Source organism: Flavivirga aquimarina (assembly GCF_030540835.1).
GTDB classification, from domain to species: domain Bacteria; phylum Bacteroidota; class Bacteroidia; order Flavobacteriales; family Flavobacteriaceae; genus Flavivirga; species Flavivirga aquimarina.
The window spans coordinates 1-13,050 of record NZ_JAUOEK010000169.1; the positions used below are offsets into that span (position 1 = coordinate 1).

Here is a 13,050-nt window from a genome sequence, read left to right on the forward strand (position 1 = left end):
CGTTGAAATTGTCATTCCCGTGAAAACGGGAATCTAAATACAGAATTTCGGTTTTTGACCTTTTTAGGTCAAAATGAAACCAGCGAAATACCTCTATGGCTCTGCCTCGAGGATAGTTGGTTTCAAGAAATTCTTTATTAAAATTCCTGTCTTTCGGCTTCGCTCAAGATAAACTTTGGCAGGAATCTTTTATTGGTTTCAAATGCAGTTAAAACTATATGATTTAGTACACGTTGCTTTCAGTGTCTAAAAACTTTAAATTTTTGACACGAACCAGCCTGCCGGTGGGCAGGTTTCACCAGTTTACACTAATTCCATTTTACAATGTTTATTATTTTATATTTCGGTATTTCACGAAGCAGACTTTCAGCCTGCAAAAACGAATCTATGGACTGGAAGTCTATAGATTCGTTTAGTTAACCTTAGTATAGCTGATACGAGTTGACGTATTTCAATCTTTAAAGGTGGTGAAGAAAATGATTTTTAAAATAGTTTGTTGAAACATATCTCTTTTGGTGTTATCGTTTTTTGTTTGAGAGTACGTTAAAACTTATTCTTCAATCCAGCCCATAATAGCATTGGCAACAAATCGCGGTTCTGGTAGTAATGAGTAAATATCTTTCTCGTAATTTTTATTGTATGGTGAAATATTCATAATGTTACCATCAACAACCAAGGTACTGCTGCCTCCAGGGTCAAAGCCCATGGCTTTATCCATGCCGTATTTTAAAAGAATGTCTACCATATCAAAATGGGTAGCTCCAACAGATTCTCTAATACGTCCGTTTACCATAAGCACCATAAGTTTTCCTGCTTTTGTAATACCTACGGCTATTTTTGGGCCACGCATATCTGTAAAATCTAATCGAGCCGCTTGTGTATTAATAGAATTAGTCGTTTTCCAACCTTCATCTTCCATATTTAAAATTTGCTTGCCGCCATTAATTAACATCGGTCCTGCTTCAATAGCATACGATATCTCATCCCATTTGTAAGGGTTGGTTTTTGGCTCTAATAACTGAATATCTAATGGCATGCCTTCTTTAAATTCCCCATTAGCAAACACCTCTAAGGGTATAGACAAGGTAATCCCTACTGGAATAACAGGCACAACTTCATTTGCTTTTGTTTTAATAATTTGCTTTACTGTATGGCCTGCTATTCTTAAAATAACATGACCATCACCTTGTATAGTGTCTTTAGGATAAGACAAATCGTAATAACAAGGTTCGGTTTTGCTGTGTATATTATAATGGCCTGGAGCAAATAGGATGTTTTGTTTTCCTTTTACAATAAAGCCCGCTTTGCTGTTTACCTTTCGAATATCTACATCGCCATTTTTATAAATAATGAATGCTGGTTTATTAAAAAGTGGCGGACAGAACACGGTATTATTCATAATTAATAGGCCTAAAGGTGAGCCTATATAGGTTTCTGGCAATCCTAGTTTGCCAACCAATTCCGGGTTTAATATGTAGCCTCCATTCCAAGCTAACTCTATTTTATTCGGGTTTTTACTGGTCTTCTTATACTCATCGATGAGCGCAGGTACATTTTTAGGTTCTTTTTTGGCAATATGGGCTGCGAATTTCCAGTTATCTTTTTTGGTATCAATTTCAGCTAATACACCGCTCCAGGGTAAACCATCTTCATAAACGCCTCCAGCAAATGATGCTGTTACTTTTTCGACAGTTTTAGTGTCTTTTAAGTTCTCATTTATCTGTTTTAATAGCTTCGCTATAGGGGTGCCATTTTCAATAGCATCTTTAGATATAAGTTGCAACAATTCCTTTTCGCCAAGCGTTTTTTTAAGTTTTTTATATAGTTTACCTTTTAAAACATTATCAAAATCTTTGGCTGTTTGTATGGGAGTAGGAAATGCTAAAGTGGTTCTAACAGCTGCTGGTACAAATTGAATAAAACCGCTATCCTTAGGGATTCCCATAATCTTAGCAGTCATGGTATGCTGTACCTTTCCTATGTGGAAATGATCTATTTCTACAATGTCGGTCATCATTGCCGCATACTCACCATTGGTAATTATAAAACCGTTAGATTCTTTAATGTTTCGTAAAATCTTAATTGCTTTGGCTCCCATTTGTGGAAAATGAACCCCTTCAGACCATTGTTTTGTTTTTATTATCTGAACAACGCCTGTTTTAAATAGCAACCCTAGTTCAGGCTCCTTTCCACTTTCTAAATACTCCTTAATATTGGCATTTGAAAACCATTTTGTGATTCTCGGTTCGTGTATAAAAATATAGACTTTTTCTAATTCTTTACCTTTTTCTTTAAGGACATTTGCAGTAAGTTCTTCTTCTATTTTAAGTTTAAGCTGCGCACGGATAGGTTGCAACACAAAATATTCCAATTCATGCTTAATAAAGCGCCCTGGAAAGTACCCCTTAGGAACATTGTTTTTTAATTTTTTTGTTAAAATTTTTCGATCATCAATTCCTAAAAATTTACTATTGGTTAATTGAAATAATGCTAATTCCCAATCAGCAAAAAATTGTGGTGCTAAGGTTAAATCTGGTAGATTTTTTGGTTTAAAAACATCGCTATAAATCATATTAACCAAGCCCGTTACTTCATGATACGTAAATGCTTGATAGGCATATTGTTTTTTGTTTCTATGCCTGTATGCCAAAGCATGATCGTGTCTTATTGTTAATTCTCCATCTACATATTTAAAAATATCATCTATGGCATTATAATATTTATGGATTAAATTAAGATTAGTATTTACTAAATCAGGAATGTCATTTTCCATCATTCTAGCATACCCCATTACTTTTCCTTTTATAAGCTGCTCTTCTACTCTAAAAAAACTAGGGTCTATTAGAGATTTTAAATACGTCATAAACGACAATCTGCCATAACCAGGTAAGTAATGTCTCGTTTTTTTATTAAGTATAGCATGAAGGTCTTCATTTTCAAAATGTACCATATTTTTGTATGCTTCTAATAAATTAACCACTTGTGGGTTAACGGTATTAGAAATAGCTCCTAATTGCAAATGCAGTCTTCCTAGAATATATTGCATGTTTTTTTGCAACGCCTCTATGCTATAGCGCTTATTAATAACGCTTCTATTATGCGTAACATCAACCATTCTGTTTTGAGGATAAAACACATGATCACATATTTTTTCTGCCAATCGTTTAGGAATTTTAGAACCTTTAAACTCTAAGACGTTTAAACGTAATGACTGATCTAAATGACGACCAATAACTTCATCATAAACTTCTCTTGGTTCGTACTGTCTACAAAATATGGGTGTGCCACAAGCTGCTGCTTCAATAATGGGTAAGCCTCTGCCTTCGGTTTGACTTGGCAATAAAATTAAGGAGGCCACATCATACAGTTGCTCAATGTCTAATGGCTTTTTATATTTTTTCTTAAATTCATTTTTATCGAACTCACTAAATAAAAACCCAAGAAGGACTCTTGATCTGAATGTTTTTGGAAGCTCCTTAAGGAACTTTTCAAAATCTTTTTTTAAATCGTGATAGTAATTTTGTTGACCATGTGGTATAGGTCCTGAAACAATTAAAGATAATTTTAATTGTGGATTTGTAATAAATTTTTCGGCAAATGAATCATAAGAAAATAAGCGCTTAATTAATTTAAAATTAAGCTCTATAGATTTTCTGCTAATTACCCGTGTAGGTTGTAAGAAAACAATATTATTATTTACAAAATCAAATTCGCGAATGGTTTTATGGCCTAATAATATGGGTTTTAATGACCGTTCACTATCGGTATGGTGTGCTGCTGTATGAACTGTTATCGTGTCTTTTTTATTAGCAAAAATAGTAGACACTTGCATAAACGCTTTAATAATATCACGTTTACTCATTTGATGCATTTTCGTATCTACCGCTGTTCCTATTAATGCCACATTGGCTGGGTTATGACCATTAATATCTATAAGATGATTTTGTTGGATTTTATTAATATTTACATGCATCCAAGAGCGACTTTCCCATGGATAAACCATTTCTATAATTGAGAAAAACTCTCCGACATGCGCATTATGAAAAAAGAAATCTCTTGGCCCTTTTTTTAGACCTTTCTTTTTAATTTCGACCTTTCTATTACCGCCTTCCCAATAAAAATCATGATTATTATTAATGACTGGAATTCCTAAATATTCTGAAATTAATACGGTAGCCAAAGCCAAAGAAACATTACCAGGATTAGAGCACACATTGATTAAATACAACAGCGAAATATCATTTTCTTCAATATAATGGCCTAATTTTTCTACTAGCACTAAAACCTCTTTCCAAAACTTACCAATAAGGTCATTGTAGGCTTCACTGCCACGTTCCATTTTTATTCTAAAAAAATCATCGTATAGCGGCCAGGCATCAAAAGCCTCCATTTCTGGGAATACTTTTTTAAAGGCATCTTTTGGAATTAATTCATCGGCCTCTTGTTTAATATCTCCTGCTATAAAATGAATGGGAATATTAGGATAAATCTTCTTAAAGGTTTTGGCATATTTTTCTGTTTCTACTGTAATACCATCTATAGTGAAGTAAAATGTTAAAAAAGCAATGCCTCCTTTTTCAATGTGAGCATTAAATGACTGTGCATCACCTTCAAAGGCTGATTTTGAATTTTGTTCTTTAAATTTATCAATAAATAACCCTAAATCAAACCAGGTGTTTATTTTTTCATTTTTAAGTTCATTTAAAATATTAGTAATTTTCGCTGTCTTAGTCATTTGTTCGTTTCTTAAAATGTAAATAGGCTATTTAATTTTTCTTCAAGGACATCAAATGAGAAATATTTTTTACCAAGGTTAAAGTTATATGCGCCAATTTCTAAACATCGTTTTGGATTGTATATGATGTCTGACATTTGTTGAACACTTTTAGGAGTGAGATGTCCGTCTTCTATCATGACTGTTTCAAACCCTTTATTGCCAATATCTTGCATATATACAGGCTTGTAGTTATTTACAAATATGGGTTTTTTTGCAAGTACACTTTCAACAAAAGCATTTCCAAAACCTTCATAAGTGCTAAAATAAGTACAGGCTCTACCGTGTGCATAAACATCAGATAAATCTTTATGGTCTAATACCTTGTGAGCTGCAAATATGATTTGATTAGATAGATTTAGTTCATGAATTTGATCGATTAATTCATTATAATATTCTTTGTTTTCGTCATCATTATTATTTCCAGTAATAACCAGTTTTAGCTTTTTGTCATCTAGTTTATCAATTAACGAAATAGCCGTTTCAATGCCTTTACGTCTAACGATACGTGTTACTTGTAACAATGCAATTTCATCTTCTGTAATACCTATATCTTTAAGGAAGCACTGGTTTTCTGGAGTTGGAACTCCGTAAACCCGATTAAAATCCATAACATTAGGTACCAAAGTAGCATCTATATTAAATCTGTTTTTAAAGGTTTCTACACCAAAGGTGTTAATGACTGCGTGTTTTACGTTGGGTAGCAATAATGGGAAATTATCATCTACATATTGGTTGATCTCAGGATGCACTGAAACATAACGCTGCCCGCGTTCCCAATGAAAATCATGATCGTGAGTTACTATAGGTAACCCAGTATCTTTAATTAGTTTTTTAATAGCCACCCCCATAGACAAATGGCAAGGGAGTGCTGAAGCGTTTTCTGAAAGTATCGCGTCTATTTTTTTATCTGTAACCCATTGAAGCATGGCTTCATAAATCATGTTAGACGCACTTTCAACATGATCTAGTAATGGGTCTGGATCTTTATCAGGTTCATAAAAAGCTTTCCGTTGTCCCCATTCGGCTTCAACCGAAAAAAAGGATAAGGCAGGAAAGAGATAATCATGCTCATAATCCATATCCCAAGATTCGAATTCTCCAGACATGATAAAGACTTCATGACCTAACTTTTTTAATACTTCTATCCATTTTTCGGTTTCAAGTGCTACGCCATCTACACCACCAATTCTACCAATAATAATACCTATTCGCATGTAAATTAAATAAGGGGTTCGTATACCTAAAGATACATTTTTATAAAAAACATGAAAGGTTTTGGAAGGTTATTTGTAATAAATTACCACTTCAAAAATTTTAAGAATATTTAAAAATGAGTTATGAAATTTACTGTAGTTATTTTGTCAAATCGATAACTTAAAAGTTTTCTTTAATAACGAAATCGTTCTTTTTGAGTTCTTTAGATATCATTTTAATCTTAGTGTAACTGATTGCGAGTTGAAGTACTTCAGTCTTTAAGGGAGAGGAGGGAATGATTAATGATTTGGGATAGATATAATAGTTTTTTGAGGATTTGTTCGTTTAACGGTTTTGTATATGGTTTGTTGCGTGTTTTAAGCATCTAATTTAGCAAATACAAACCGAATAGAAAATCTACGAGGATTTTCGTAAGTAGGCGAGTACTAGCAATGAATTATACATGTTAGCATTTGTAATTTTTCATTTCAATCCAACCAAGCATAATCGACTGTAAATCCAAATTCACTCAATTCTTGAAAGTCATCTTCAGTCAAATTGTTTTCAAAATGAATTGTTCCACCATCTATTAAATCAGTCAGAATTTGTTTAGACTCAAGTATTCCTTTGTTGGTCGTTTTTTTCAAAAGTGCTATCATTGATTTTAAGTCAAAATTTTTATTTTTGACTAATGATAAAATAATCTTTGAATTATCTTTTTCTAAATAAGGGTCTCCATATTTTTCAAATGATTCAATTGAATCTTCAACAAAGCGACCTGAACCTGTCTCAAATAATTTGCTATCAATTTTAGAAACTATTGTTGGTCCTTGTCCAACTGCAATATCCTCAAACTTGTTAGATTTTAGGTACTTGTCAGATTGATAAAAAACCGCAAAGCAAGATTCAGATTCCATAGTGGATTCTGAAATAACAGAGAAACCTTTTAAATTTTTCGTTAAATGTTCTTGTACTAATTTTTCAGCTTCTTCCTTGGTCATTTCTTATAAATGATAACGATATGATATGAAATCGTTTTAATACTGAAACAAGTTCAATACAGGTTGTTTTATAACTAATGTTAAACGAAGTTCGCTAATTTTTCTGATAAAATCAAGGATCTCAATTGCAAAAGTTTACAAAATAAAAAAGAGACTATCTTAATTTTAGACAGTCTTTTTATATAGGTTTTTCGATTATGAGATTCCTGCTGAAGTTTATCTTGAGCGAAGCCGAAAGGCAGGAATTCTATTCCTCCAAAAACGGATAACGATAATCTGTAGGAGTCACAAAAGTTTCCTTTATCATTCTAGGAGATACCCAACGTAATAAGTTTTGAGCACTTCCCGCTTTATCGTTTGTTCCAGAAGCTCTGGCGCCACCAAAAGGTTGTTGTCCAACAACGGCACCGGTTGGTTTGTCGTTAATATAGAAGTTCCCAGCAGCATTTTGTAAAGCTTCGGTAGCCTGAGTTACCGCATATCTATCGGTAGAAAGTATAGCACCAGTTAAGGCATATTCGCTCGTTTCATCTACCAATTTTAAAGTTTCTGCATAGGCGTCATCTTCATATACATAAATAGTAATTACAGGGCCAAATAACTCCGTGCACATGGTGGTGTATTTTGGATCTGTAGTCACAATAACAGTAGGTTCAATAAAATAACCTTTGCTTTTATCGTAATTTCCGCCAACAATAATTTCGGCATCACTATCAGATTTAGCTTGGTCTATATATTTTGCTAGCTTATCAAAAGAACCTTCGTGAATTACTGCTGTAATAAAGTTGCTCATATCTTCCGGAGAACCCATTTTGAATGATTTTACATCATTAATTACAAATTCTTTTACATCGTTCCATAAGCTTTTAGGAATATAAGCTCTCGAGGCCGCACTACATTTTTGTCCTTGAAATTCGAATGCTCCACGAACAATAGCAGTAGCCACTTGTTTGGCATTTGCAGATTTATGTGCTACAATAAAATCTTTTCCACCAGTTTCACCTACAATTCTTGGGTAGGTTTTATAGTTGTGTATATTATTTCCTATTTGTTTCCAAAGTTCTTTAAATATAAATGTTGAACCAGTAAAGTGTAAGCCTGAAAAATCAGGACTTGCCATAATCGTATTAGTTATCATAACAGGGTCACCAAAAACAACATTAATAACGCCAGGAGGAACGCCAGCTTCTTCAAACACATCCATAATTACTTTGGCAGAATATACTTGGCTATCACTAGGTTTCCAAACCACTACATTACCCATTAATGCCATGCAAGCCGGTAAGTTTCCTGCGATAGCAGTAAAATTAAAAGGGGTTACAGCATAGGTAAACCCTTCAAGAGGTCTATATTCAATACGATTCCATGCATCACTTGTGCTTTCAGGTTGTTCAGTATAAATGTCTGTCATAAACTGCACATTAAAACGCAAGAAATCTATAAACTCACAGGCAGCATCAATTTCAGCCTGATGGATGGTTTTAGATTGTGCTATCATGGTAGCAGCATTTATTTTAGCCCTATAAGGACCGGCAATTAATTCGGCAGCTTTTAAGAAGATAGCAGCACGTTGTTCCCACGGCATTACAGACCAAGCTTTCCTAGCTTCTAAAGCAGTAGCTATAGCATCATCTATATGAGATTGTTCTGCTACATGATACGCCCCAACAGTGTGTTGGTGGTCATGAGGAGGTGACATGGTTCTGGTATTCCCAGTTTTTACATCTTTGCCATTTATATATAAAGGGACTTCAATTTTGCTATGAAACATATCTTTGTATGTTTTTAAAACAGCATCTCTTTCCGGAGTTCCCGGTGCATAGCTTTTTACAGGTTCGTTAACTGCAATTGGTACATTAAAAAAGCCTTTTCCCATGATTTTCTATTTTTCGTTATTGAATTTTCAGTAAATGAGGTGCAAATTTACGAATAATTAAATGATTAATTGGAAGGATGACTTCTTAAAAGCACGTTAATTTATTTATTTTTTGTAAGTTGCCAAACTATATTTTGACTATAGGTTATATGTGTACAGTAACAATTATCCCTAAAGGGAAAAACGGTTTTATTTTAACCTCCAATCGTGATGAAGCTCCTAACAGAGTATCATTACCTCCTGATTTTTATAACATTCATGATGCAAAGGTTTTATACCCTAAAGATGTTTTGTCTGGAGGAACCTGGATAGGTTTGAGTGATAAAAACAGATTAATATGTGTACTAAATGGCGGTTTTGTATATCATGAACGTTTGCCTGAGTATAGAATGAGTAGAGGTGTTGTTGCTAAGGATTTTATGGTTACTGAAAATATTATTGATACTATTGAAACATATAATTTAAAAGATATAGAACCCTTCACTATGGTAATTGCCGACTGGAATGATGATTTAAAGTTTTTTGAACTGGTTTGGGATGGTAACAAAAGACATGCTACAGAATTGCCTAAAGAACCTAAGTTATGGTCATCGTCGACCTTGTACACTAGAGAGATGAAAGTAGAACGCCAAAACTGGTTCGAAGCCTTTAAGAGTGAAAACGAGTTGGATGCTAAAACAGTATTACAATTTCATAAAAAAGCAGGAGAACCCAATAATGATTATGGTGTTGTTATGAATCGTGGATTCGTTAAAACGACTAGCATTACCCAGGTTGAAAAAAGAGGTAATGCTGCTGATATGTATTATGAAAGTCTACAAGATAATACGGTTACAAACAAAGCTTTTAGTTTGCCTCAAATAGTTAATGAATAGCACAGGCATAATTTTAACATTGGCATATCCAGATACTATTGTTATGGTTTCTGAGGAATGGTTTTCCCCGTATTTACGATTTATAGGTGTTGGCAAAAAGAATTATTTAAGGGCTGGACATGCGGCATTGGTATTGATTGATAAAAACACAGGCGTTTTAGAATATCATGATTTTGGACGTTACATTACACCGGAACCTAATGGAAGAGTGCGAGGAAGAGATACTGATAATGAATTAGACTTTCCAATAAAAGCAGACATTGAAAATGATAGGATTAAAAACTTAAATGATATTTTAGAATTCTTAGGGACACATCCTAAATTAACACATGGCGATGGTAAATTGGTAGCTTCTGTTTGTAATACGGTGGATTATAAAAAAGCCAGAGCACATATTACCAGTATGCAAAAAAAGGCTTTTATACGCTATGCCGCGTTTATAAAAGATGCGTGCAATTGTGCACGTTTTGTAACTGATGCATTGATAGCTTCTGTTACAGATTTAACTATTAAAACCAAGTTAGAGAAATCGAAATGGTTTACACCAAGTACGGTTGGTAATGTGTTGTTGGCAGATACAGAAAATTACGTTTATGAAGTCTCCGAAACAGGAGGTATTTCAGAATTTAAAGGCACGCAGAAGAGTGAAAATGTACGTTGCTTTTTAGATAAACTAAAAGATCATAAAGTTAATTTAGTTGGTACTTTAGAGTCTAAACCTGTTGAAGGTTTGCATAAAAAAGCACAATGGTTATCTGGTATAGCGGCAGGGGCTTGGTTTGAGTTGCATAAAACGAATAATAAAACAGAATACCAATTTAGACGTGTTTCACCTTATGGAAATATTGATTGCGATGCTATTTTTACTGTAAATGAGGCTTTTAATTATGACATTCCTTTTGAGTTTGTCCATTATTCTAACTGCAAGTTTTTTAATATAAAGCAAGGAGAACAAGTTTTTAGATTTGAACGAAAAGTTTAATTTTTCTGTCATTCTGAGTCTCGTCCTAAAGCGAGACGTAAGAATCTGTTTGTCGTTTAGGACATTCTGAGGAGCACCAGAGCGCGACGTGAGAATCAGTTTAAAAAAGATCTGGAATTACTTATGAAACAATCTCATGTATACATTATAACCAACAAAAAATAATACTGTTTTGTATACAGGGGTTATCAGTGATTTGGTTAAGCGAATGTATCAGCACAAGTCAAAATTTCATAAAGGTTTTGCAGCAAAATATAACTGTGAAAAGTTAATTTATTTTGAGACATTCGATTCTATTGAAGAAGCTATTAAAAGAGAAAAACAGATTAAAAAATACAAGCGGATTAATAAGATTAACCTCATAGAGAAAGATAATCCAGAATGGAAAGACCTATCAGATGGGTGGTTGTTTTATTTTGGATAGTGCTTAAAATGAAGAGATTGTTACGGTCGTCCCTCCCTCACAATGACGATCTACTAGTTTATAGCAAAAGGCGCACTTAATTTAAAAGTAGGTATAGCCACTTTAAACTTTTTAGTCGTAGTAAAATTTATCATGCTATAGTGACCTTGCATGGCTCCAAAAGGAGAGGTAAGTAAGCATCCAGAGGTATAAGTATGAGATTCTCCAGGTTTTAGTACTGGTTTTTTACCAATAACACCTTCACCAGAAACGATTTCAATATTATTTAAGGCATCTAAAATTTCCCAGCGGCGTGCATTAAGCTGGACAGAATCTTTACTTTGATTTTCAATAGTTATAGTATATCCAAAAGCATACTGCATTTTATAATTTTTATAAAATGAGCCTTCATAAGTGGTAATCACCGATATTTTTATGCCTCTTGTTACTTGTTGAACCATCTTGATACTAATATACAACGTATTTGTTGGATGCTAAAATAGTAAATATTAAGTGTTTAGAAGTAAGTTTTTACGTCTTTGGTTAAAAAACTAGTTAAAAAGCACAATTATTAGTTCGAAATGTTGATTGAACTCCCTTCTCCAAGACCAATAATTTTATCGTATCGTCCACCTAAATCCCTATAATAAACAATCACTTTATAATTGTTTTCAGTTTGATAGAAGTTCCCGCTAATAGCACCTTCCTCCATGTTTTTATCACCATTTGCAACAACATACTTATAGTTATAAAAGCCTTGTTTTAGTAACATAGTATTTGTATAAACGTTGCGATATTCGTCAAAAATCATTTTGGTACTCTCGTCAATAACATAGTTGTTAAAATTACCATAAACATGAATGTCTTTATTTTTTAAAGATTCAATAGGTAGTAATGAGAAATGCATCCAGACATAATCTGCCTCAATGCTTGGGTTTTCTGCATCTATGTTTAGAATAACATAATTGCCATTAATATCCGGGTTATAAGTATATGGTCTGGTAGCTCTCTCAAAGTTTGTGAATAGATAATTATGGTATAAATCCTTTAAGTCTATGAGTTGTATTCCTGTATTAGCTGCACGAACATCTTTGTTTTCAAAAAATAAGTATTCATTACCACCCCAAAAACTGGTTTCTGTATCGTATCTGTATATTAATTGATTACCAACAGTATATTGCGGTTTTATATTAGAAATAGCAGTTTTTAGGTTGTTATTTTGAACTATAATAGCTTTTACAGTTTGTGTAGGGTTATTTAGAGGTATGGTATTAGAATCAATAACGATTTCGACGCGTTGTTTTTCTTCAATAAATTCAATATTCCGCGAACGTTTAACACTAACTCCAACATTCACTTTATCTTCATAAATCATGAATTTTCTTGAAAAAACGAGTTCATCATCATTATTAAAAACAGAAAGCATATAATTCCCTGAGACTTTTAAGCGTTTGGTCTGTGCATTAGGAATAGTGAGTTTATAATGCGAATAAATTTGATAAGTATTAAAAGAGTTTTCGTAGTTTCTAATGCGCTGATTGTCAAAACCGTCCATGTATTCAGATTTCACTAATACAGATGGTGTCCAGTCAAAATTAAAATGCTCAATTTTATAATAAAAATCGGCTTCATCTCCATTTAAAGCATCAAACTCTAAGATAACATATTCACCAAGGCTTAAAATAGGGAGCTGTGTTTCTGTGGTATCACCTTTAAAGTTTATGGTTTTAATATAATCGGGAGGATTGACTTCATCTATTTGGCCAAAAATCAGATTAGAATATAAAAGAATAGTTATAATAGAAGTAAATTTTAATAGCATTATAAAGACAGTTTTTGTAAATATAAAACAAATTTTATGCCTAAAACCTTTTCTTTATTTAGAATTAGTATAAATAAAAAAGAAGACTTTATTTGAGATAATTTTATAGGTATTAATTTG

General features: G+C 33.1%; 9 protein-coding genes. 3 read left to right on the plus strand and 6 right to left on the minus strand.

The window, feature by feature from the left end; translation table 11 throughout:
* Positions 1-550: 550 nt before the first annotated feature.
* From Q4Q35_RS17500 to pruA, 4 genes are all read right to left on the minus strand, one after another.
* The gene (locus Q4Q35_RS17500; protein ID WP_303279316.1) at positions 551-4,735 is read right to left on the minus strand and encodes a phosphodiester glycosidase family protein; all 4,185 of its coding nucleotides are present in this window, start codon (positions 4,733-4,735) and stop codon (positions 551-553) included.
* A gap of 11 nt (positions 4,736-4,746) precedes the next feature.
* Positions 4,747-5,991 carry a glycosyltransferase gene (locus Q4Q35_RS17505; RefSeq protein ID WP_303279317.1) on the minus strand — a complete coding sequence of 415 codons (1,245 nt, stop codon included), beginning with the start codon at positions 5,989-5,991 and terminating at the stop codon, positions 4,747-4,749.
* Positions 5,992-6,459: 468 nt separating this feature from the next.
* The gene (locus Q4Q35_RS17510; RefSeq protein WP_303279318.1) at positions 6,460-6,972 is read right to left on the minus strand and encodes a hypothetical protein; all 513 of its coding nucleotides are present in this window, start codon (positions 6,970-6,972) and stop codon (positions 6,460-6,462) included.
* 247 nt (positions 6,973-7,219) lie between these two features.
* The gene (pruA, locus tag Q4Q35_RS17515; RefSeq protein ID WP_303279319.1) at positions 7,220-8,848 is read right to left on the minus strand and encodes an L-glutamate gamma-semialdehyde dehydrogenase; all 1,629 of its coding nucleotides are present in this window, start codon (positions 8,846-8,848) and stop codon (positions 7,220-7,222) included.
* A gap of 149 nt (positions 8,849-8,997) precedes the next feature.
* Between pruA and Q4Q35_RS17520 the strand changes: the two genes are divergently transcribed.
* From Q4Q35_RS17520 to Q4Q35_RS17530, 3 genes are all read left to right on the plus strand, one after another.
* Positions 8,998-9,723, plus strand: a complete 726-nt coding sequence (locus Q4Q35_RS17520; protein ID WP_303279320.1) for an NRDE family protein — start codon at positions 8,998-9,000, stop codon at positions 9,721-9,723.
* On the plus strand, positions 9,716-10,705 hold the full coding sequence (locus Q4Q35_RS17525) for a DUF6695 family protein (RefSeq protein WP_303279321.1): 990 nt from the start codon (positions 9,716-9,718) through the stop codon (positions 10,703-10,705). Before Q4Q35_RS17520 ends, Q4Q35_RS17525 begins: the two co-directional genes overlap by 8 nt.
* 208 nt (positions 10,706-10,913) lie before the next feature.
* Complete coding sequence (locus tag Q4Q35_RS17530; RefSeq protein WP_367892756.1) at positions 10,914-11,129, plus strand: GIY-YIG nuclease family protein; 216 nt, start codon at positions 10,914-10,916, stop codon at positions 11,127-11,129.
* A 53-nt stretch (positions 11,130-11,182) separates the two neighbouring features.
* Here Q4Q35_RS17530 and apaG read toward each other — a convergent pair whose 3' ends face one another.
* Positions 11,183-11,569 (minus strand): Co2+/Mg2+ efflux facilitator ApaG/CorD, encoded by a 387-nt coding sequence (gene apaG / locus Q4Q35_RS17535; protein ID WP_303279322.1) that lies wholly within the window; start codon positions 11,567-11,569, stop codon positions 11,183-11,185.
* 110 nt (positions 11,570-11,679) lie between these two features.
* A complete protein-coding gene (locus Q4Q35_RS17540) occupies positions 11,680-12,930 on the minus strand; it encodes a type IX secretion system plug protein (protein WP_303279323.1) in 1,251 nt (416 codons plus the stop codon).
* Positions 12,931-13,050 lie beyond the last annotated feature (120 nt).